The sequence below is a fragment of the Roseixanthobacter finlandensis genome, from assembly GCF_043195105.2.
Lineage (GTDB): Bacteria > Pseudomonadota > Alphaproteobacteria > Rhizobiales > Xanthobacteraceae > NCEH01.
In genome coordinates, this window is the sequence record NZ_CM195536.1 from 1,554,951 (window position 1) to 1,576,832 (window position 21,882).

Here is a 21,882-nt window from a genome sequence, read left to right on the forward strand (position 1 = left end):
GACATGGCATCGGATACCCGACAGACAGATCGGCTCGCCTTCACGCTGAATGGCCGGGAGGTCACCTTCGAAGGCGACCCGAACATGCCGCTGCTCTGGGCCCTGCGCGACGCGCTCGGGCTGACCGGCACCAAGTTCGGATGCGGCATGGCCATGTGCGGGGCCTGCACCGTGCATGTGGACGGAACGGCGACGCGCTCCTGCGTCCTGCCCGTGGATGGGGTCCGTGGAACGGCGGTCACGACGGTCGAGGGCGTCGGCAACACAGCGGTCGGCAGGGCTGTGCAGGAGGCTTGGGTCGACCTGAACGTGGTCCAATGTGGCTACTGCCAGTCCGGGCAGATCATGAGCGCGAGCGCGCTGCTGGCGGAGACGCGCGCGCCGAGCGATGCCGATATCGATGCCGCGATGAGCGGGAACATCTGCCGCTGCGCGACTTATCTGCGCATCAAGGCGGCCATCCATCAGGCGGCGAAAGCGCTGGCATGAGCGGCCGGGCGATCCGACCATCGCCGGTCTGATCTCGCCGGCGGGGGTATGTCGCGCGGCTGCCTGCGGGCGCCGATCCCGGATCCCGTCGCGGGCGCGGCAGATCAATCCGGAGACGGGGCCAACCTGGGCACCGAAATTCCGCGCGCGATCTCCCTTAAGGCGCTCATGACGGTTCCCGGATGACCGCAGTATCGATGCCCGGTGGCGTTTTTCAAGACATTCACCGACAAGCGCCACGAAGGCCTTGTCGAACGATAGCCTATGGCGCAATCGTCCGGACGTGGGTATTGCCCAATTTCTCGTGGGCTCCAGCAACCGGCGGATCGTGTCCCAATATTTCAGCCGCCACGTCTCCAGTTTGAAGGCGCATTCCATGTTCAGCTATATGATGATTGGTACCAACGATCTTTCCCGCGCCATCCCGTTCTATGAAGCCGTGATGGCGGTGCTCGGTCATTCCCGGCTTGACGATTACAGCGATGACCACGGCGGTCGCTGGGCCAGTTGGGGAGCACCAGATCCCGGGCCGCACATTACGGTGGGCCCCCCGTTCGACGGTCTGGCTGCAAAGGTCGGGAATGGGATGATGATTTCATTCCTTGCGAACGATCGCCAGGCGGTCGACCGCTTCCATGCGGCCGCCCTCGCCCATGGCGGCAGCGATGAAGGGGAGCCCGGCCTGCGCCCGCATTATGGTCCGACCTTCTATGCCGCTTATGTCCGCGACCCCGACGGCAATAAGCTCAACGCCGTCTGCTATATATGAGGGTGCATATATGAACTGTTGTTCCACGGGCGGACAGCGCTTCGAATATATTACTTGTGCCCCAGATTCCGCGCTGCTTCAATGGGTTGAAGCCGAACAGATCGCGCCGTCATAGAACCGGATCGTGTTTCGGGTGTAATATTCACCGGATTGAACCTTGATGGTGCCCGGACGTGCGCCGGAATTGACTTATTGAGTAGGAACCCGCCGGGCAGGCGGGGTTTTTTATTCGATCCTGATCGAAGTCCTCAGGCGGTGCATCTTTCGAGGCTGGATTTCGACGCGTGCCTTAAGACCGCACGGTGTTTTCCCGCGAGGAAACTCTTTAAGAAAGCGTCGCACTGGAGCGTTATATGCCTGAGCCGCTTCGAATTTGAACTCCTGCGTGACTGGCGGCAGGGTTGCGCTGACCGAAAAGTGCACCCGTGATGCCTCTCGTCAGCTTCCGCCGCGCGGATCGCAAAAGCCTCCTGCGTGATGGGCTCACGTCCGCCATCCTTCTCGTGCTCGGCCTGGCGTCCGCCGGCTCTGGATTCGCGCAGACCGCCGGCCGCCATGGCGGTGGCGCGAATGTCCCGGTTCCCCAAATGGCCATCGACATCCTCGCGACCACCAGCATCGGGCTGAGCGGCGCCGCTGGTGCAACCGGCAGCGATGGGCCGGACGCGAACGGCGGCAAGGCCAATGGCGAGGGCGGCAAGACCACTGGGGGCAACGGGGTCGGGGCCGGCGGCAATGCGGCCGGCGGCGGCGACGGCGATTTGGGCGGGGCGGGTGGCACGGGCGTCGATGCGGCGTCCGCGAAGGTTCGGGTGGAAGGTGGCATCGTTTCCGGCGGTGCGGGCGGCAGCGGTGGCGCCGGCGGCGAGGGCGGTACCGAGAACGGCAGCAGCGGCAATGGCAATGGCGGCAATGGCAACGCCGGAGCCGGCAATAGCAACGGCGGCAACGGCAGCCCCGGTGACGGCAACCTCAATGGCGGAAGCGGCAACGATGCCGGTGACGCTGGCGGCAACGGCGTTGCGGCAGGCGGCAACATCGTCGACGGCGGCGCTGGTGGCAGCGGTGGGGCGGGCGGCATGGGCATCAGCGCGGCCGATGCCCGGATCCAGATTAGGAACGCCATCGTTTCCGGCGGTACCGGCGGCAGCGGCGGTGCCGGCGGCCATGGCGGGGCGGGCAACGGCGGCAACGGCAATGGCAACGGCGGCAATGGCAACGCCGGGAGCGGCAACAACAACGGCGGAAATAATAACGGCGGCAGCGGGAATGCCAACGGCGGCAGCGGCAATAATAATGGCGGCAACGGCGGCAATGGCGAGAACGCAGGCGCGAACACGGCGATCGGCGGGAACGGCGGCGCGGGTAATGCCGGCGGCGCGGGCATCGGCGCTACGCATGCACGGATCCAGCTCGAAAACAGCACGGTTTCGGGCGGCGCAGGCGGCGCAGGCGGCGTCGGCGGCACCGGCGGGATCGGCAATGGCAGCAACGGCGATGGAAACGGCGGCAACGACAATGCCGGCGATAGCAACAACAATGGTGGCAACAATAACGGCGGCGATGGCAATGCCAATGGGGGCAGTGGCAATAACAATACCGCTGGAAGTGGAGATGGCGGCGGCAATGGCCGCGGTGGTGGCGGGAATAGCGTCGACGGTGGCGCGGGCGGTGGCGGCGGCGCCGGCAGCGCCGCCATCAGCGGCGCCTCGCTCTCGATCCGCACGAAGGACGGCATCATTTCCGGCGGCGCCGGGGGCGCGGGAGGTGTCGGTGGCAATGGCGGGGCCGGCAACGGCGGCAACGGCAATGGCAATGGCGGCAACAATAACGCTGGAAGCAACAACAATAATGGCGGCAACGACAATGGCGGCAATGGCAACGCCAACGGGGGCAGCGGCAATAACAACGGCGGCAACGGCGGCAATGGCGATAACGCCGGCGGCAACGCCGCCAATGGCGGACGCGGTGGTGACGGTGGGATCGGCGGGGGTGGCGTCGTCGGCACCTATGTGAAGATCGACGCCCAGGGCAGCACTATTTCCGGAGGCGCCGGCGGCCGCGGCGGCGATGGCGGGAATGGCGGGGCGGGGAATGGCGGTAATGGAGATGGCAACGGCGGCAACAATAATGGCGGCAGTGGAAATAATAACGGCGGGAATAACAATGCCGGGAACGGAAATAGCGGCGGCGGGAGCAGCAATAACAGCGGCCGGTCGGGAAACAGCAACGGCGGCAACGGCGTCCGTGCGGGCGGTAATTTCGCCGATGGCGGAAGCGGGGGGCAGGGCGCCGCCGGCGGCAATGGCCTAAGCGTGACGCATGCCGCCATCACCGCGCAAGACACCAACATTGCCGGCGGTACCGGAGGGGTCGGGGGCACCGGGGGCAATGGTGGGGGCGGCAATGGCGGCAACGGCAATAACAACAGCGGAAACAACAATGGCGGTAGCGCCAACAACAATGGCGGCAACAATAACGGTGGGAACGGTAACAATAACGGTGGAAGCTCAAACAACAATGGTGGAAGTGGGAACAACAACGGCGCCAATGGCGACCGTGCGGGCGCTAACACTTCCAGCGGCGGCAACGGCGGGGACGGCGGCGACGCCGGAACGGGCATTCTCGCTTCGGATGTAGCGATCCACATCAATGGCGGGCGCGTCTCCGGCGGTGCCGGCGGCGTCGGCGGAACCGGGGGGAACGGCGGCATCGGCAATGGCGGCAACGGCGACGGCAACGGCGGCAACAATAACGGGGGAAGCGGCAACAATAACGGCGGTAACAACAACGGCGGAAGCGGAAATAATAACGGCGGTAGCAGCAACAATAACAGCGGCAACGGCGCCAACGGTATGAGCGCGGGCGACAACAACAATGATGGCGGGATCGGCGGCCAGGGCGGGGCGGGCGGCGCCGGCATCAGCGCGGCCCAGGCCACGATCCGGATCATCGATGGAACCGTTTCCGGCGGCGGCGGCGGTGCTGGCGGCACCGGTGGCAACGGCGGGGCCGGCAATGGTGGTAACGGCAACGGCAACGGCGGCAACAACAACGCCGGCAGCGGCAATAATAATGGCGGCAACAACAATGGCGGCAGCGGCAACGCCACGGACGGCAGCGCCAACGGCAATAGCGGCAACGGCGGCAATGGCGTAGGCGCGGGCGGCAACACTGCCAATGGTCGCGACGGTGGCGCGGGCGGTGACGGCGGCGCCGGCGTGAACACGACCCGGGGGCTCGTCGCCGTTCAAGGCGGAAGCATTTCCGGCGGCGCGGGCGGCGCGGGTGGCACCGGCGGCAATGGCGGGGCCGGCAACGGGGGCAATGGCAACGGCAACGGCGGCAATAACGACGCGGGCAGCGGCAACAATAACGGCGGCAATTACAACGGCGGCAGCGGCAATAGCGGTGGCGGCAGCGGCAATAACAACGGCGGCAGCGCCAGCAACAATGGCGGCAACGGGGCCTCGGCGGGCAATAACAAGGTCAATGGCGGGGCCGGTGGCGCCGGCGGCAGCGGCGGAGCCGGCATCCTTGGGGCCGGCATCGATGGGGCCTCCGCGATTATCGACATCCGGGGCGCGGATATATCCGGCGGCGGGGGCGGCGCTGGCGGCACGGGCGGGAATGGCGGGTCCGGCAACGGCGGCAACGGCACGGGCAATGGCGGTAATAATAATGCCGGCGCCGGCAATAATAACGGCGGCGTTCAGAATGGCGGAAATGGCAATGACAACGCCGGCAGTGGCAATAATAACGGCGGGACCGGAAACAATAACGGCGGCAACGGCAATGAGAGCGGCGGCAACACCGCCGATGGCGGAGCCGGTGGGCAAGGCGGGGCCGGCGGGGTCGGCATCGGCGGGGCCTATGTCGAGATTTCCGTGACCGGCGGACTCGTTTCCGGCGGCGCCGGCGGTCATGGCGGCACGGGCGGCAATGGCGGGGCCGGCAACGGCGGCAATGGCAATGGGAATGGCGGCAATAACGACGCCGGCAGCGGCAATAATAACGGCGGCAACGACAACGGCGGCACCGGCAGCAATAATGGCGGCAGCGGCAATAATAATGGCGGTGCATCCAACAGCAATGCCGGCAATGGAAATGCGGCCGGCGGCAATACGGTCCTCGGCGGAGCGGGCGGAAGCGGCGGCGCCGGCGGCGCCGGGATCAGCGGGGCGTTCGCCCGGATCCAGCTGGACAAGGCGACCATTTCCGGTGGAGCGGCCGGCAATGGCGGCATCGGCGGCAATGGCGGGGCTGGCAACGGCGGCAACGGCACCGGCAATGGCGGCAACGGCAATGCCGGGAGCGGCAACAATAATGGCGGCAATGATAACGCCGGGGATGGCAATAACAACAGCGGAAGTGGAAATAACAATGCCGGGGCGGGCAACAATACCGGCGGCGATGGTGGCATCGCGGGCAGCAACAATGCCGATGGTGGCGCCGGCGGGCGGGGCGGCGCCGGTGGCGCCGGCGTAAGTGCGTCAGATACCACGCTCGATGCGAGCGGCTCGGCCATTTCCGGTGGCGCCGGCGGCAGCGGCGGCACAGGCGGCCACGGCGGCGCGGGCAATGGCGGCAACGGCAATGGCAATGGCGGCAGTCATAATGGCGGCAGCGGCAATAATAATGGTGGCAGCGGCAATGGCGGCAGCGGCAACAACAATGCCGGCAGCAATAACAATAATGGCGGCCATGGCGGCAACGGGGACGGGAGCGGAGACAATCGCGTCATCGGCGGCGTCGGCGGCGATGGCGGGGCAGGCGGAGCCGGCATCAGCGGCGAAAATGTCAGGGTTTCCGTCTGGGATAGCGTGATTTCCGGCGGGGCGGGCGGCGGTGGCGGGGACGGTGGCAACGGCGGCTCCGGCAATGGCGGCAACGGCAATGGCAATGGGGGCAATAACAACGCCGGCAGCGGCAACAATAATGGCGGTAACGACAATCGGGGCAGCGGCAATGACAATGGCGGCAGCGGCAATAACAACGGCAATAATGGTGGCGATGGAGATGCGGCTGGCGGGAACAGGTCCGATGGCGGTGCGGGCGGAGCCGGCGGAGCGGGGGGCGCGGGCATCACCGGCATCCAGGCCGCGATAGATGTGCAGGGCGGCCGTGTGTCGGGCGGCGCGGGCGGAGCGGGGGGCGTCGGCAGCAGTGGCGGCGCGGGCAATGGCGGCAATGGCAATGGCAATGGCGGCAGTGGTAACGGCGGCAGCGGAAATAATAACGGCGGCAGTGGCAATGCCGGAGGCGGCAACAACCAGGGCGGCAACGGCAATAATAATGGCAACAACGGCGGCAACGGGGTCGCGGCCGGCGCCAACACTACGGACGGCGGGGCGGGCGGGGCCGGCGGGGCCGGCGGGGCCGGCATCAGCGGAACCGATGCCAGGGTCACCGTCGAAGACGCGCACATTTCCGGTGGCGCGGGTGGTGCCGGCGGTGTTGGCGGCAACGGCGGCTCCGGCAATGGTGGCAATGGCGGGGGCAGCGGCGGCAACAACAATTCCGGCAGCGGCAATAACAACGGCGGCAATGACAACGGTGGAAGCGGCAATAACAACAGCGGAAATGGCAACAATAACGGCAATAACGGGGCCAGCGGCGTCGGCGCCGGCGGAAATAGTGCTGCGGGGGGCGTGGGCGGCGGCGGCGGCGTCGGCGGTGCCGGCATAGCCGGTTCATATGCCTCGATCGTGGTGAGCGGCGGCTCCATTTCCGCCGGTGTCGGCGGCGATGGGGGCACAGGCGGCAACGGAGGCGCCGGCAACGGCGGCAACGGCAATGGCAATGGCGGCAATGGCACCGGGGGAAGCGGCAACAACAATGGCGGCAACGGAAACGCCGGCGGCGGGAACCTCAATCCCGGGAACGGCAATGGCAACGACGGCAACGGCGGCAATGGCGCCGGGGCCGGCGGCAACATCGCCGACGCCGGCGCGGGCGGAACTGGCGGGGCTGGCGGCGCGGGCATAGGCGTGACGCATGCGGACGTCCTGTTGGAAAATGGGGCGGTTGCCGGCGGTGCCGGCGGCGGGGGCGGAACGGGGGGCAATGGTGGGGCCGGCAACGGCGGCAACGGTGGCGGGAATGGCGGCAACGGCAACGGCGGCGGCGGCAGCAACGGCAATTCCGGTGGCGACAATGGCGGCAGCGGCGGCGGCGGCAATGACAATGGGGGCAACGGCGTCGGCGCCGGAGGAAACAGGGCAGATGGCGGCGCCGGCGGCAGCGGCGGGACTGGCGGCGCGGGCATCAGCGGCACCTATGCACGCCTTCGGATCGACAACGCGATCGTTTCCGCTGGTGCCGGCGGGGCGGGTGGCGCGGGCGGAAACGGGGGCGCTGGCAACGGCGGCAATGGCAACGGCAATGGCGGCAACGGCCTTTCCGAGAGCGGCGCTGGCAGCGGAGCCAACAACGGGGGCAACGGGGTCGGGGCGGGCGGGAATAGCGCCTTCGGAGGCACCGGCGGCGCGGGTGGCGCGGGCGGTGACGGCATCAGTGGCGCGCACGTTTTGATTCAGACCCGGGGCGGCGTCATCTCCGGCGGCGCGGGTGGCGCTGGCGGCACGGGCGGCAGCGGCGGGGAAGGCAATGGCGGCAACGGAACCGGAAACGACGGCACGGCAGGCGCCGCCGGCAGCGGGCAGAACCGCAGTACCGGAGGCGCCGGAGGCAATGGCGCGGCCGGCGGCGCGGGCATCAGCGGCACCTTTTCGACCATCGAGGTGACCGAGGGCCTGGTTTCCGGCGGGCGCGGCGGCAACGGTGGCAATGGGGGCAACGGTGGCCGAGGCGGAGACGGGGACAATTCCACCGATGCCGGCACCGGCGGCAATGGCGGCACGGGTGGGGCGGGCATCAGCGCAAGCGACACCCGGATCACCCTGCAAGGCGGCCGCGTTTCCGGCGGCTCCGGCGGCGCCGCAGGCGGTAGCGGCGCGGCGGCCGAGAGCAATGCGCGCGCAGGACAAGCCGGGGCCGGCGGCATTGGCGGGGCCGGTATCAGCGGCAGCCACGCCACCATCATCCTGAATGAGGGCGTCATTTCCGGCGGCACCGGCGGCCTTGGAGGCGCCGGCGGCGCGGGCGTTGCCGGAGAGGACCTCACGGTAATCAGCAAGGGCGTCATTTCCGGCGGCTTCAACGCATCTGGAACCTATGCCAACGCCATCAGCTTCACCGGGGGCACCAACAGGCTCCTGCTCTATGGAAGCGCCAAGATGAACGGCGCTGTTTCCGGGACCGGAAATGACACGCTTGAACTCAATGGCGCGAGCCCCGGCGCCCTCAATCTCGGCCAATATTCAGGCTTTGCCAATTATGTGAAGCACGACGCGGGCACATGGACGCTCACGGGGACGGGCAAAGACGTTTCGAACTGGTCGATCGAGGGGGGCACGCTCACAATTGCGGCCACATTGGCAACGCGCGATGTCACGCTCCAGGCAGGACAGCTGAACCTTCAGAAAAACATGAGCGTGAGCGGGACTTTCAGCCAGGCAAACGGAACGATCCTTCAGATCCAGAATGCGGGAGCCTCCAATTACAGCCAGATTCAGGTTGCCGGCGCCGCCCAGCTCGGCGGAACCGTGGTTGTGAAACCTGCGGACGGCTTTCAGGCCCCTTACGGACAGCGGCTCGATTTTCTGACCGCGTCGCAGGTCTCGGGCAGCTACGAGTCCGTCATCCTGCTCGACACGCCGTCCACCACGCGTCCGCGCCTGCTCATCAATCAGGATGCCGGGGCCTCGATCCTGATCGCGCCCGCGACCTATAGCCAAGTGGCGCGCAACCCGAACCAGGGCAATGTGGCAGCGGTGCTCAACGATTTCATCTCCGCGACCGGCGGGGACCAGCTCGCGGTTTCCACCGCGCTGGATTCGCTCTCGGCGGCGCAATACGGGGCGGCCTTCAACGCGATCATGCCCAGTTTCTACCAGAGCCTGGGCACGATCGCCTTCAACCTCGCCAATGCCCAGAACACGCAATTGGTGCAATCGCTCTGGAGCCAGCGCCTGGCGGTGGGCGAGGCCTCCGCTCGCGGCGGCGCCGGCACGCGGGATGTGCGCCCGCCCGGCATCGACAACCCGTGGCGCGTCTTCGTGGACGAGACCGGCGTCTTCGCCACCGCCGACAGCGCCGGCATGCTCCCCACCTATGACAGCCGCAGCGTGGGGATCACGGCCGGCCTGACCTACCGATGGAGTGAAAATGTCCTGACGGGCATTTATGGGGGGTATGAAAACAGCTACACCGGCTACGGCCCGAACGGCTCTTTCAATTCCAGCAGCCTGCGCGATGATACCGCCCGCTTCGGCGTCTTCGCGACCTATGCCGAAGCGGCGGGGCAAGGTCTGTCCGCCCTGGTGCTGCTGGGGGGAGCCGGGCACAGCTATGAGGTCACCCGCGCCATCGCCTTTCCCGGCTTCAGCCGCAGCGCCATCAGCAGTCCGGATGCGGGCGAATTCGACGCGATGGTGGCCGGAAGTTACGATTTCAAGCATGAAAATTGGACGTTTGGCCCAACGCTGAGCCTGCAATACACGTATTTCAGTGTAAATGGCGTGGTTGAAACGGGCGCGGGCAGTCTCAATTTCAGCAGCGCCGGATGGAACACCAGCAGCCTGATTTCCAGCCTGGGCGGGCATGCGGCCTATCGGTGGCAGATCGACAAGGACCTGATGGCGGTCCCTCAGCTCAATCTGGCCTGGCAGCATGAATTCCTCCAGGATCCCTATGTCATCCTGGGAAGTCTTGCAGGTGGTCCCTCTTTCGCCAATTGGAGTGCCGCGCCGCTACGCGACACGCTTGCCGTAGGGGTGGGCGTCACGTTGCTGTCGCGCAACAATTGGAGCGCTTCGTTTTCCTACACCGCGCTCGGCGGCAATCAGAACCTCAGCAGCCAGAATATGCTCTGGTCGGCCAGCTTGAAATTCTAGAGCGCCGCCCCCTCGATCCGGCTCTGTCCGCGCGGTGTCGCGCAGGCGCTTGTTGCATTTTAGATTTGGCGCTCTAAAACCGAGGTGTTCCAGCGCGCGAGCGGCTTTCAGCATGGCCAGGCCCAGAGAGTTCGATGAGGAAACCGCGCTTCGCGCGGCCGTCGAGTGCTTCTGGGAGCGCGGCTACGAGGCGACGTCGGTGCGCGATCTCGCGACCCGCATGGGGATCACCAATGCGAGCCTTTACAACGCCTTCGGGGACAAGCGTTCGCTCTATCGCCGCGCGCTCGACCGCTATGTGGAGCTCAGCTTCTCGGATCGCGTCGGCCGGTTCCAGGCCTTGCCCCCGCGCGAGGCCATCGGCGCCTTCTTCAAGGAAATCGTTGACCGATCGGTGGAGGACACGGGCCGCCGCGGCTGCATGCTGGTCAATTCGGCGCTCGAAGTCGCGCCTTATGATCCGGAGTTCCAGCGCGTGGTGACGGAAGTCCTGGTGCAGGTGGAGGGTTTTTTTCGTCACTGTGCCTTGGCCGGACAGGCGGAAGGGACCATCGCCCGCCGCCAGTCCGCCGAGGATATCGGGCGCCTGCTGCTCGGGGTCCTGCTCGGCCTGCGCGTTCTCGCGCGCAACCGGCCGGAGCGCGCCTTGCTGGAAGGGCTGGTGCGCCCGGCCCTGGCCCTGCTGGACGACGGCAGGGAAGCGGCGCAGGATCCGCTTGCATGACACTCGCATCGCGCGAAGAGGAGTGGGCGAATTTGATGCGCGCCGCGATTGCGGGCGATGCCGTCGCCTATCGCGACTTCCTGCAAGCGCTGACGCCGCATCTGCGCGCCATGGCCCGCCGCCGCTGCGACAGCTACGGCTCGCCGCGCAGCGATGCGGAGGACGTGGTCCAGGAGGTTCTGCTGGCGATCCACCTGAAGCGTGGCACCTGGGATCAGGCCCGTCCGCTCGGTCCCTGGCTTTCGGCCATCGTCCGCAACAAGATGGTGGATACCTTGCGGCGCCGGGGCCGGCACATCAATATTCCCATCGAAGACGTCTCCGACATATTGGAAGCAGCCGAGCCCCCCGATGGAACGCAGGCGCACGATATCGACCGAATCCTGAGTACCTTGAAGGACCCACAACGTGATATCGTTCGCTCCATATCGGTTGATGGGACCAGCGTTCGAGAGACGGCGGGTCGCTTGAACATGAGCGAAGGTGCGGTGCGGGTGGCATTGCATCGGGCATTGCGAACACTCGCGGCGGCATATCGAGGCAATGTGTGAAGACTGAGGATTTGATCGGAGCGCTGGCGCAGGACGCCGCTGTCACGTGGAAGCTGTCGAGCCGCCTGGCGCTGGCATTCAGCCTGGGCGCGCTGATCTCCACGATCATCTTCGCGCTCGCGGTCGGCGTGCGCCCGAACCTGCTGGCCGTGGGCGGGAGCGCGCGTTTTCTGTTCAAATTCCTGTTTGCGCTCGCATTGATGCTGGGCGCCGCCGGCGCCGTCACGCAGGTTGGCCGCCCGGCCGCACGGATCGGGCCATGGGCGTTCGTGCTGGTCGCGCTCCCGATCGCGCTTGCCTTCGCCGTCATGGTGGAATTGATGGCGACGCCGGCGGCGCTCTGGGGGGTGCGTCTGGTCGGACGGAATGCCGCTTTCTGCCTCACCGTCATTCCTATTTTGGCGTTAGGACCCTTGGCCTGCCTGCTCGTTGCCCTGCGGGAGAGCGCGCCGGCCCGGCCGGGCCTTGCCGGCGCCGTCGCGGGCCTTGCCGCCAGCGGCATCGCGGCCACGCTGTATGCCTCCCATTGCCCCGACGACAGCCCGCTGTTCGTCGCGGTCTGGTATTCCTCGGCCATCGCCATGGTGGTGGGGGCGGGCTATCTCATGGGCGCGCGGGTCCTGCGCTGGTGATGCCCGGCCCATCGGCACGATAGATTCGCCAACGGCCGGCAACCTCCTCCGCGGGCGTGAAAAGCGCCGAGCGGGCGAACGGATCGCGGCTCCAGGCTCCGTCTTGCGGGGTGAGCAGCACGACCTTGCAATCGAAATCGCGCACCAGCGCCGCAAGATCGTCCGCGCTGCCGGTTCCGGCAAAGACCCGCTCGAACAGATCGGCCGCCCGGGTCCGTGCGTCCGCGGGCAAGGTGGCGAACGCAAGCGTCAGCTCATTGCCGGCGAAGCAGGAGCGGCGATCCGCGAGCAAGGCCCAGGACAGATTGACGGGCCATGGCGCGAGGGTGCTGGTCATCGCAGGATTGCTCGCGATCCGCTCCTGCGGCGTGGCATGGCGGCGCACGGCCGCCCACATGGCGGGCGCATCGCGGAAGCGGGCACCGTCCGGCGAGAGCTCTCCGACGCTGTTGTTGCGCAGCAGAATGAGGCCGTCCGGTACGGCGAGGCACGCCAGGACCAGCGCGCCGGCGATCCCGGCCATCCGGTGCCGCGCGAGGCATCGGGCGAAACCGGCGCCGGCAAACGCGGTGAGGATCAGCAGGCCGGGCAGGACGGCGCGCCATCCCAGATCATTGTTCTCGCCCACCGTGCTCACCAGCTGCCAGCCGCCGCACAAGCTGGCGAACGCCGCCGCCGAGAGGGCGGGCACCAGCGGGTTCTTCAGGCGGAACGCGGCAACCGCGCCGATGATCCAGACGGCGGGAAACTCGATCGCCAGCAAGACCAGCCAATAAGCCGGAAGGTCGAGCAGACGGCGCCAATCATCGGGCACCGCGGGGCCGAGCACCGCGAACGGGGAGATCAGCACCGGCACGCCCCCACCCCGTCCGGACGCAGCGGCGAGCTGCAGGCTCAGCAGGGGAAAGACCAGCGCCAATGCCAGCGCGCCGGCGATCGCAATCGCGATCACGAAAGGAAGGCGCGCGCCGGCCGTGGCGCTGAGCAGGAGCACGAGTCCCGCCGCGCCGGCGCAGAACAGGAAAGTGACGCCGCCCACCCACAGGGAGCTCTCAAACCCGGCGGCGATGAGCAGCGCCAGCACGAGCACGAGCGCGAATTTCGGGGCCAAACTCGGGGCCAGGTTAGGGGGCAGGCGCGAGGCGCGTTTCGGGAGGGAAGGCGCGCATGCCAGTCGCTCCATCAGGATCAGCGACAGCACCACGGTTGCGCCCGCGGCGACATGGTGCGGGCTCCAGCTGGTCTGGAACAGCCAGCCGGCAAGGCCCGTGGCGGGCTCCAGCGCGGCATCGACCGCATCCGCGCCGAACAGCGCCGCGAGCACCGGACGTAGCGATCCTCCGAGCGCAAGGATGAGAACGAACAGCGCGCTGGCCCACTGGCCACCGGACAGGCGAAAGGCGAGGCCGCACACCAGAGCGAGCGAGGCAAAGCCCGTGAACCAGGTGGCGGCGATATCCGCCTCCCATCCGGTCGCGCCCGAAAGGCGCGCCAGCTGTGCCGCGCCGAACAGCCAGAAATAATAATAAGCCGTGCTGCCGGGCCCGTGCGCCGTGCCGAGAAAGGGATTGGCCGGCGGCACGCCGGTGCGCACGATCTCGTCCACCAAAGCGATCTTCGCGTGGTCGTAGATCGGGCTCGCCAGCGCGATGCCGTCCGGCATGAGCTTGGGCAGGATGGCGAGCGCCGGCCCCACCGCCATCAGCGCCGCCGCCGCGAAAATCCAGAGCGGCAGGGCACGCGGGGCGGGTTCGCCCTCTGCTGCGGCCGGCAGGAGGAGCGCGGCTCCGCCGATCGCGAGGGTCGCCGTTAGGATGATGATGACCGTGAAGCCGGCGGCCGTCGCGACTTGAAGCGCGATGATGCCCTGGACCGCCCAGCCGAGCATCGGCGCCGTGGCGAGGGCGAGATCGCGTCCCAGCGGCAGGCGGCGGCCGATCAGCCAGCCGACCGGCACCCAGAGCAAGAGCGCCAGCAAGGCACAGAGGATCGCGGCGGACGGCGTGGCCATGATGTTCCGTGCGGTGATCCTGCCTCGGCAGGGAAGCGGCGAGAGCACGTTCCGTTCCGATGGCATCGCCATCTGAACGGTAAACGTTCTCTATTAATTTTTTAGAGGCGGATTCACCGATCTGGTTGGTTCAACCTGATCGGATCCGGCTCTAGATGTCCGATCAGAGACCGGCGAACCAGTTGAAGCCCTGATCTTCCCAGAATCCGCCGGGATAGGTGTTGGTGACTTCAATGGCCCGGATCCATTTCGGATTCTTGAAGCCGAGCTTGACGGCGGTGCGCAGGCGCAAAGGCGCGCCATAGGGGTCGGTGATGGGCTCGCCGGCGTATTTGGTGGCGAGGATGGTCTGCGGATGCAGGGCCGAGGGCATGTCTATGCATTCCATGTAATCGTCATTGCCATGGAAGGCGACATATTTGGCGGTCAGATCCGCACCGATCTGCGTGAGAAAGTTCCGCAGGTTCGGGCCGGACCATTGGCCGATATAGTCCCAGCCCTCCACGCAGATGTGCTTGATGATGACTTCCTGCTCGGGAAACGCATACACCTGATCAAGGGTCCAGGGCCGCTTGTCGGAAATAAGGCCGGCAAGCTCCAGTTTCCATGTGGCAAGGTCGATGGGCTTGACGTCCTCGATCTCATAATAAGCGTTGAAGCGGGGCGGCTTCACCACCTGGTCCACGGAATAGGTCGGGGCGAGCTTGTTGGGATTGAACAGCAGCTCCTGCACGCGATCATTGAAGGACGACACGGTCCGCAGCGCGCTTTGCACCGATTGGCGATCGGAAATGTCGCATCCTGTGAGGAAGCTGAGTGCCCCGAGGCTCATCGCCCCGCGCAGCAGCTTGCGCCGGTCGATCTCCGCGACCAGCTTGCGGTTCTCCACCAGTAGCGACTGGTCCGGCTGGAGTGTCGGGCGAAAACGAGAAGCGGTGCGGGAGCGGATCATCGTCGGGCCTTCGGCTCAGTGCGTCGGTGAGGTGGGGGCGGGGCCGGCAGCCACCCGCGGGCCGCCGGTGAGCATGGCCAGGATGGTTCGCGGCACGAGCAGCGCGAGCATCACATGCACCACCATGAACAGGCAGATCGCGGTCATTCCGATGAAATGGGCAAGACGGGCGCCCTGGAAATCAGAAAACAGCGCGACCAGGAAAGAGAATTGAACCGGCTTCCAGATCGCCAGGCCGGATATCACCTGCACGATGATGACCAGGATCACGCCCACATAGAGCACCTTCTGCACCGCATTATAGTGGGTGAGATCGGTATGCTTGAGGCGGAAGGTCAGCGCCGCGATCGCTTCCGTGATCACCTCGCGCGGGCGGATGGGCAGCAGCATCCGACGGAACCGGCCGGAAAGCACGCCGTAGGCCAGATAGACGAGGCCGTTTATCATCAGGATCCACATGCCGAAGAAGTGCCATTGCAAGGCGTGCTGCGCCCATATGCCGAGCACCATCCATTGCGGGAAATGGAGAAATCCGAACAGCACTTCGTCGTTATAGATCTTCCAGCCGCTGCCGATCATGATGATCATCGCGATCGCATTGGTCCAATGGACGATGCGTATGAGGAGGGGATGCATCTTCATCGCCGTGGGTCCGTTTCATCGTGGGGCGCCAGGGTCAGCGGCGGCTGATTGCGATCCGAATGATGTCGTTCTTTTGGATGGGTGTGCCCTGGGCGGGGTCCCACGTGGCGAGTTTTGGAACGTCCTCGCGGGGGATATCGAGCAGGTTGATATGACGCGCGAGGATGGCGACCGTCTCGATGGGAATGGGCACCGGCCGCCCGCCGCAGCCGAACCATCCGCCTTCCGGCATCACGAGAACGATCGCGCCGTCCGGCTTGCGGGCGACTTCGGTGACATAGCCGAGGATGCGGTCGTCAAAATCCTGGATCGGGATGCCGATCAAATCGCCGACGCGGACCTTCTGGGGAAAACGGGCATTCATCCGCTCTTCCGGCGTCTGATCATCCTCGCTCACGGTCTGCTGGCCTTGGGAGTGGGCGCCGCCGGGCAATCCGCCGGCGTGTGCCGCAAGCGGGGCCAGAAGCAAGGCGAGGAGCAGGGGCAGGGCAGCGCGGCGCATGTCAAACGGTCCTTAAGGAACGGGCGAGCCGGCTGACGTGCCGGGGATCGGAAAATGTGTCGGGCTGAAGCATGAGGCGCCGCCCCATGGCGAGGGCGCGGCGCTCGCAGGTGGCGCGCAGGGTGAGATCCGCGATGGTCTCGAATTCCGGGATATGCGCGAGGCCGAGGATGCGCCGATGCATCTCGATGCCGGCAAACCCGAGCGTATCGCGCCAGATGTCCCGTAGCAGAGCGGCGAGGGCGGCTTCGGCGCCTTCGGCATCGCCGCCATCCTCGAACAGTTCGGCCAGGCCGAGCATGCCGGTTCGCTCGGTGCGCCAAAGCCGCGCGAACTCTGCCTCGAAGGCGGACCAGACGCCCTCCACCAGCTGGAGAATCCAGTCTTCATAAGCGGCGCGCGCGTGGTCTTCGGCGTCGTGCCCGGCTTTGGCGAAATAGGCCATCAGCAGATTGCCCAGGAACGCCCCGATGTCGAAGCCCATGGGCCCGTAGAAGGCGAATTCCGGATCGATGACGCGGCTGTCCTGCGCGGTCACCATCACCGAGCCGGAATGGAAATCGCCGTGCAGCAAGGTTTCCGCGCAGGTGGCGAATTTACGCTTCAGCGCCGCCGCCGCCAGCTTGAGCGCCCGATCGGCGCGCAGCGCCGCGGCATCCTCTTCCAGGCCGGGCGTGACGCGGTTGCGCGGCGAGACGCAGAACGGGTCGGTGAAGATCAGGTCCTCGCTGATGCCGCACAATTCCACATTGCCGGCGAACAGCGCGAGGTCGCGCTTGCGGTGGGCCGTCTCCATGGCGAAATCCGAGCCGCGAAACAGCGTGCGCGCCAGATACTGGCCCATCTGCCGGTCGAGCTGCGGCAGCACGTCCCCGGCCATCAGGCTTTTGCGCAGGATGACGTGGGGCGTGAGATAGTCCATGACGATCAGCGCCTGTTCCTGATCGAAGACATGGACCTGCGGCAGCCGGCCGGGATCGCGCTGGCCCAGGCGAACCAGCGCATGATATTCGAAATAGCTCCGCTCCAGCGACATGGGCCAGCTCTCGCCGACGCAGCGCGCATAAGGCAGCGCCTGCTTCGCGATCACCGCCCCAAGCAGCCCCTCGACGATGAAGACGAGGTTGAGATTGCCGTCGCCGACCTCGCGGATGCGCCAATGCTCGGCCGGGCCGATCCGATGGGCAAGGCCGGGCGCCGCTGCGAGCCGGCGGGGCAGGGTGCCCACATCGAGGGGCTCATAGGGACGTTTGTCCAGCATACGGACCTCCATCGGTTGGTCGCATCCTCCCCGCCGCATGGGCCGGCAAAGATGACGCTCTGAAAGGAGTTCGCGGGCCACGCGGGGATCGTTACATCGCGCGGGATTTTTCCCGGCGGGCGGGGTTCAACTCGTCGCGAGCACCACCACCCCGAGACCCACCAGCAGCGTGCCGCCGAGGCGCTGCGGCGTGAGCGGTTCTCCCAGCAATTGCCAGGAGGCCAGCGCCACGAATACAAAGCCGAGGCCGAGGAAGGGATAGGCGAAGGAGGCCTCGACCCGGCTCAGCACATAGACCCACACCGCCACGCTGATCGCGTAACAGGCGAGGCCGCCGAAAATGCCTGGGCGCACCAGCACCCGGAGCAGGTTCGTGAGGGTCGCGCCATCCTCGAAGCCGAGGCCGGAGCGCGCGCCCCAGCGCAACAGGATCTGCGCCGAGGCATTCAGCGCGACGCTGAGCAGGATGACGGCGATCAGAAACAGGCGGCTCATGATCTTCTATGCCTGGGCAAGTTCGGCCATCCCGTCTTCGAAGGCCATGGTCGGCCGCCAGCCCAATTGGGCGCGCAGGTGCGAGGAATCCGCCGTGATGTGGCGTACGTCGCCGAGTCGGTACCGCCCCGTCACGATTGGCGCGGGGCCCTTGAGCGAGCGAGCCAGGGCTTCGGCCATCTCTCCCACGGTGCGCGGGGTGCCGGAGCCGACGTTGAAGGCCGCGACGCCCTGCGTATGCATTTCGCAGGCCTGGACCGTCGCCGCCGCGATGTCGCGCACATGGACGAAGTCGCGCCTTTGCCTGCCATCCTCGAACACCTGGGGCGCCAGCCCGTTGCGGAGCGCGGACGTGAAGATCGCGGCCACACCGGCATAGGGCGTATCGCGCGGCATGCCCGGCCCGTAGACATTGTGATAGCGCAGCATCGCCGCCGCACCGCCGGTCACGCGCGCCCAGTTGGCGGCATAGAATTCCTGCGCCACCTTGCTGCTGGCATAGGCGTTGCGCGGATCGAAGGGGGTCGTTTCGCTGACGAGCTGCGTGCTCAACCGGCGGCCGCAATGGGGGCAGGGCGGCTCGAAATCGCCCGCCGCCAGGGCCGCCTCGAAGCGCGGCGCCGGGCGCACCACGCCATGTTCGGGGCACAGGCCCACGCCCTCGCCATAGACCACCATGGAGCTTGCCAGAGTCAGGCGCGGCACGCCGGCCCGCGCCATCGCCGCGAGCAGAACCGCAGTCCCCAAATCATTGGAGGAGACATAATCGGGCAGGTCGCCCACATCCACGCCGAGCCCGACCTTGGCGGCAAGATGAAGCACCGCATCCACCCCTCGAACCGCCGTGTCGACCGCCGCCGCGTCCCGCACGTCGCCAAGCTGAAATTCCACGCCGGGGGGCGGCGTCCAGGGCTTGCCGCGATGCACGTCGGCGCGCAGGGAATCGAGCACCCGCACCGCGTGGCCGCGCGTGCGCAGGCGGGCAAGGACGTGCTGGCCGATGAAGCCGGCACCGCCGGTCAGAAGCACATGCATGTCACTGCCCTCCCGAAAACGAGGTAAGTGGCGCGCCGGCTTCGGCCCGGCGCAGGGTCCAGGCCAGGCGCACGAAGGTCGCGGTGATCTTCCAGGCCGCCTTCACACCCGCGGCGAGATTGCCGGAGACCTTGGAATCTCCGCCCCGGCGGCAGCGATGGTCGACCGGCACCTCCAGGCTGCGCAGGCCGGCGGCGGCGACGCGCATCTGCATTTCCAGGTTCCAGCCATAGGTCATCTCCGCCATGCCGAGCGCGCGCAGCGTCTCCACCCGCATGGCGCGCAGGGGCGACATGTCGGAGAACTGCACCCCGTAGGTCCGCCGCAGCAATTGGCCCGCGAGCCAGCCGGCCGCGATCTGCTGCGCCGTCATGCTGCCTGCCTCGCGCTTTCCCCTGAGGCGCGAGCCCATGACGAAATCCGCCTCCCCGCGCGCGATCGGCCCGATGATCGAGGCGATGAAGGCCGGCACGTCGCTGCCGTCGCCATCGAGGAAGCACACGATTTCCGTACCCGGCCCGACGGCGGCAAGGCCCGCGGCGCAAGCCCGGCCGTAGCCGCGCATGGGTGCGCGCACCACCCGCGCACCGGCCGCCTCGGCCCGCGCGGCGGTACGGTCGGTCGAGCCGTTGTCGACCACGATGACTTCGCCAATCCCCTGCGCGAGCACCTCGCGGACCACGTCCGCGATCGGCTCTTCCTCGTTCAGGCAAGGGATGATGATCGCGGTCGCGGAGCGGTGGGGGAGGGGCATGCTCATGCCATCACCAGCGCGTCGCGGCGCTGCCGCATGAAGGCTTGCGTGCGGGGCGCGCGCTGGAGCGGCCCGGTGGCGAAGGGCGGACGCGTGCCGGCCAGTTCGCGCTCCAGCAGCGCGTACGAGGCGGCATCGTCCACATCGTACCAGGCATCGAGCGTGATCACGGGCAGGTCGATTTCGCGTGCGCGTTCAAGGGTGCGCGCATAGACCGCCGGCGTGCTCCAGGGGATGTCGGCGAACAGATGGGGATGCGGCCGCGAGAGGCCGATCAGGGTGTATCCGCCGTCGAGTGCCGGGCTGAGCACGAGATTGTCGCCGCGAAGCACCGCCTCTACCGCCGCGTCGAGGATGGCGCGCGGCAAGGTGGGGCTGTCGGAATTGATCACGATCGCTCCGGCGTGCCCGGCCGCCAGAAGATCGTTGATCCCGGTCTCCAGGCGCACGCCGAAATTGCCCTCGGCCTGCAACACGAGGCCGAAACCATCCGGCAGCAGGGGGCGCAATTGGGCTTCCGATCCGGCGGGCGTGTAGACAGCATAGCCCTCCGCCCGGCCGGTGCCGGTCATGCTTTCGATGGTCGTCGCCAGGTCCTGGATGAAGCAGGCGGAGATGCCGGCGCATTCCTCGGGCCGCAAGGGCGGGGACAGCCGCGTCTTCGAGCGGCCGGGGCTCGGCGTCTTGCAGATGATGGCGATTGCGACAGATGGTGCCGTCTTGGATCCGTGCGTCATGTCAGATCACTCCCGTGAGCGCCTGGAGAAGATCGCGATACAGATCCTCCGGATCCTCCAGCCCCACCGAAAGGCGCAGCAGATCCTCGGGACAGGGCGAATCCTCGCCCTCGATGGAGGCGCGGTGTTCGATCAAGCTCTCCACCCCGCCGAACGAAGTGGCGCGGCGCCACAGCCGTACATGGGCCGCCACCGCGATGGCCTGGGCGCGATCTTCCAGGCGGATCGACAGCATGCCGCCAAACCCGCCGCTCATCTGCCGCGCGGCGACGGCATGGCCGGGATGATCGACAAGGCCGGGATAGAGCACGGCACGGATCGCGGGATGAACCGCGAGCCGCTCGGCCAAGAGCGTCGCGGTCTGGCTTTGCGCCAGGACGCGCAGGTCGAGCGTGCGCAATCCGCGCAGCAGCAGGAACGCGTCGAACGGGCTGAGGAAGGCGCCGTGGTGCCGCCGGATGTCGTAGATCCGCGACCAGGCCGCATCCACCCGCGCCGTCGCCACCACGCCCGCGACCACGTCGGAATGGCCGTTCAGATATTTGGTGGCCGAATGCACCACCAGATCACACCCGCAATCGAGCGGCTGGCTGAGAATCGGGGTGGAGACGGTGGAATCCGCGCATACGATGGCACCGGCGAGGTGTGCGATGCCGCAGACCGCGCGGATGTCCGTGATGGTCCACAGCGGGTTGCTGGGCGTCTCGATCCAGACCAGCCCGGTCTTTCCGGGAATGATCGCCGCGCGGACCGCCTCGAGGTCCGACATATCGACGAAGCTCACCGCGTGGCCGTAGCGCGGAAGCTCCTGCAACCATTGGCGCAGACCCCAATACATGACCGACGGCGCGACGACGTGGGTCGGCGCGAGCGACAGGAACACCGCCGTCGCGGCCGCCATGCCGGAGCTGAACATCATCGCCTCGCTGGCATGCTCCAGCTCGGCGATCAGCGCCTCGGCCTGATGGATGGATCTGTTGTCCGACCGGCCATAGACGAAGCCGGTGCTGTAGCCATTGTCCGCGTCGCGGATGAAGGTGGTCGCGACATGGATCGGCGGGGTAAGCCCGCGCGTCGCCGGATCGCCAGCGCCCAGCGCGCTCGCGGCGAGGGTGCGCCGCGTCAGAGAGGGAACGTGCCGGTCGTCCATCCTGGTTTATGTCTCGATCGATTGAACAGCTATCGATCGGTATTCGTGGGCGCGCGGCGGTTCGTTACAGGCTCACACGCGTGTGATCGTGGGGCGGCCGGCGGGGCCGCTCCGTGCTTGGCGCGCCCGGCATCGCGGCGGGCCTGTGGGCGCGGATCGCGCTCTAACTTGAATAGAGGGGGATTCACTACCCACATCGCATCGCCTTGGGCGATTCAATG

General features: G+C 67.1%; 16 protein-coding genes. 6 read left to right on the forward strand and 10 right to left on the reverse strand.

Annotated features, from left to right (window positions below; all coding sequences use genetic code 11):
* Positions 1-3: 3 nt before the first annotated feature.
* The 6 genes from V5G24_RS07200 to V5G24_RS07225 all read left to right on the forward strand — a co-directional run bounded on the left by V5G24_RS07200 (position 4) and on the right by V5G24_RS07225 (position 12,122).
* Entirely contained in the window at positions 4-489 is a 486-nt protein-coding gene (locus tag V5G24_RS07200; RefSeq protein WP_394084570.1) for a (2Fe-2S)-binding protein, read from the forward strand.
* Positions 490-736: 247 nt separating this feature from the next.
* Complete coding sequence (locus tag V5G24_RS07205; protein WP_394084571.1) at positions 737-1,258, forward strand: VOC family protein; 522 nt, start codon at positions 737-739, stop codon at positions 1,256-1,258.
* 425 nt (positions 1,259-1,683) lie between these two features.
* The gene (locus V5G24_RS07210; RefSeq protein ID WP_394084572.1) at positions 1,684-10,215 is read left to right on the forward strand and encodes an autotransporter outer membrane beta-barrel domain-containing protein; all 8,532 of its coding nucleotides are present in this window, start codon (positions 1,684-1,686) and stop codon (positions 10,213-10,215) included.
* A 112-nt stretch (positions 10,216-10,327) separates the two neighbouring features.
* Complete coding sequence (locus V5G24_RS07215; protein ID WP_394084573.1) at positions 10,328-10,939, forward strand: TetR/AcrR family transcriptional regulator; 612 nt, start codon at positions 10,328-10,330, stop codon at positions 10,937-10,939.
* Positions 10,936-11,490: a sigma-70 family RNA polymerase sigma factor gene (locus V5G24_RS07220; RefSeq protein WP_394084574.1), complete on the forward strand. Its 555-nt coding sequence runs from the start codon at positions 10,936-10,938 to the stop codon at positions 11,488-11,490. Before V5G24_RS07215 ends, V5G24_RS07220 begins: the two co-directional genes overlap by 4 nt.
* Positions 11,487-12,122, forward strand: coding sequence for an NrsF family protein (locus V5G24_RS07225; protein WP_394084575.1), 636 nt, complete (start codon positions 11,487-11,489; stop codon positions 12,120-12,122). Before V5G24_RS07220 ends, V5G24_RS07225 begins: the two co-directional genes overlap by 4 nt.
* Here the strand turns inward: V5G24_RS07225 and V5G24_RS07230 are convergent.
* The 10 genes from V5G24_RS07230 to V5G24_RS07275 form a co-directional block, all read right to left on the reverse strand.
* Entirely contained in the window at positions 12,094-14,133 is a 2,040-nt protein-coding gene (locus V5G24_RS07230) for a hypothetical protein (protein ID WP_394084576.1), read from the reverse strand. The two genes, V5G24_RS07225 and V5G24_RS07230, sit on opposite strands and share 29 nt — an antisense overlap.
* Positions 14,134-14,296: 163 nt before the next feature.
* Positions 14,297-15,085, reverse strand: a complete 789-nt coding sequence (locus V5G24_RS07235; RefSeq protein ID WP_394084577.1) for a molybdopterin-dependent oxidoreductase — start codon at positions 15,083-15,085, stop codon at positions 14,297-14,299.
* Between the two features lie 15 nt (positions 15,086-15,100).
* Positions 15,101-15,727, reverse strand: a complete 627-nt coding sequence (locus V5G24_RS07240; protein ID WP_394084578.1) for a cytochrome b/b6 domain-containing protein — start codon at positions 15,725-15,727, stop codon at positions 15,101-15,103.
* Positions 15,728-15,761: 34 nt separating this feature from the next.
* Positions 15,762-16,229, reverse strand: a complete 468-nt coding sequence (locus V5G24_RS07245) for a PRC-barrel domain-containing protein (protein WP_394084579.1) — start codon at positions 16,227-16,229, stop codon at positions 15,762-15,764.
* 1 nt (position 16,230) lies between these two features.
* Positions 16,231-17,490 carry an S-methyl-5-thioribose kinase gene (gene mtnK / locus V5G24_RS07250; RefSeq protein WP_394084580.1) on the reverse strand — a complete coding sequence of 420 codons (1,260 nt, stop codon included), beginning with the start codon at positions 17,488-17,490 and terminating at the stop codon, positions 16,231-16,233.
* A gap of 126 nt (positions 17,491-17,616) precedes the next feature.
* Complete coding sequence (locus tag V5G24_RS07255; protein WP_394084581.1) at positions 17,617-17,985, reverse strand: EamA family transporter; 369 nt, start codon at positions 17,983-17,985, stop codon at positions 17,617-17,619.
* A gap of 6 nt (positions 17,986-17,991) precedes the next feature.
* Complete coding sequence (locus V5G24_RS07260; RefSeq protein WP_394084582.1) at positions 17,992-19,020, reverse strand: NAD-dependent epimerase/dehydratase family protein; 1,029 nt, start codon at positions 19,018-19,020, stop codon at positions 17,992-17,994.
* A 1-nt stretch (position 19,021) separates the two neighbouring features.
* Entirely contained in the window at positions 19,022-19,780 is a 759-nt protein-coding gene (locus V5G24_RS07265) for a glycosyltransferase family 2 protein (protein ID WP_394084583.1), read from the reverse strand.
* Positions 19,777-20,511, reverse strand: coding sequence for a TIGR04282 family arsenosugar biosynthesis glycosyltransferase (locus V5G24_RS07270; protein ID WP_394084584.1), 735 nt, complete (start codon positions 20,509-20,511; stop codon positions 19,777-19,779). The genes V5G24_RS07265 and V5G24_RS07270 overlap by 4 nt, the downstream gene beginning before the upstream one ends.
* A gap of 1 nt (position 20,512) precedes the next feature.
* Positions 20,513-21,661, reverse strand: a complete 1,149-nt coding sequence (locus V5G24_RS07275) for a trans-sulfuration enzyme family protein (protein WP_394084585.1) — start codon at positions 21,659-21,661, stop codon at positions 20,513-20,515.
* Positions 21,662-21,882: the final 221 nt, after the last annotated feature.

Excerpts from the sequence above, each read along its gene's own strand:
- V5G24_RS07200 (WP_394084570.1), top strand. The coding sequence starts at position 4 with ATGGCATCGGATACCCGACAGACAGATCGGCTCGCCTTCACGCTGAAT.
- V5G24_RS07215 (WP_394084573.1), top strand. The coding sequence starts at position 10,328 with ATGGCCAGGCCCAGAGAGTTCGATGAGGAAACCGCGCTTCGCGCGGCC.
- V5G24_RS07220 (WP_394084574.1), top strand. The coding sequence starts at position 10,936 with ATGACACTCGCATCGCGCGAAGAGGAGTGGGCGAATTTGATGCGCGCC.
- V5G24_RS07230 (WP_394084576.1), bottom strand. The coding sequence starts at position 14,133 with ATGGCCACGCCGTCCGCCGCGATCCTCTGTGCCTTGCTGGCGCTCTTG.
- V5G24_RS07235 (WP_394084577.1), bottom strand. The coding sequence starts at position 15,085 with ATGATCCGCTCCCGCACCGCTTCTCGTTTTCGCCCGACACTCCAGCCG.
- V5G24_RS07240 (WP_394084578.1), bottom strand. The coding sequence starts at position 15,727 with ATGAAGATGCATCCCCTCCTCATACGCATCGTCCATTGGACCAATGCG.
- V5G24_RS07245 (WP_394084579.1), bottom strand. The coding sequence starts at position 16,229 with ATGCGCCGCGCTGCCCTGCCCCTGCTCCTCGCCTTGCTTCTGGCCCCG.
- mtnK (WP_394084580.1), bottom strand. The coding sequence starts at position 17,490 with ATGCTGGACAAACGTCCCTATGAGCCCCTCGATGTGGGCACCCTGCCC.
- V5G24_RS07255 (WP_394084581.1), bottom strand. The coding sequence starts at position 17,985 with ATGAGCCGCCTGTTTCTGATCGCCGTCATCCTGCTCAGCGTCGCGCTG.
- V5G24_RS07260 (WP_394084582.1), bottom strand. The coding sequence starts at position 19,020 with ATGCATGTGCTTCTGACCGGCGGTGCCGGCTTCATCGGCCAGCACGTC.
- V5G24_RS07265 (WP_394084583.1), bottom strand. The coding sequence starts at position 19,780 with ATGAGCATGCCCCTCCCCCACCGCTCCGCGACCGCGATCATCATCCCT.
- V5G24_RS07270 (WP_394084584.1), bottom strand. The coding sequence starts at position 20,511 with ATGACGCACGGATCCAAGACGGCACCATCTGTCGCAATCGCCATCATC.
- V5G24_RS07275 (WP_394084585.1), bottom strand. The coding sequence starts at position 21,661 with ATGGACGACCGGCACGTTCCCTCTCTGACGCGGCGCACCCTCGCCGCG.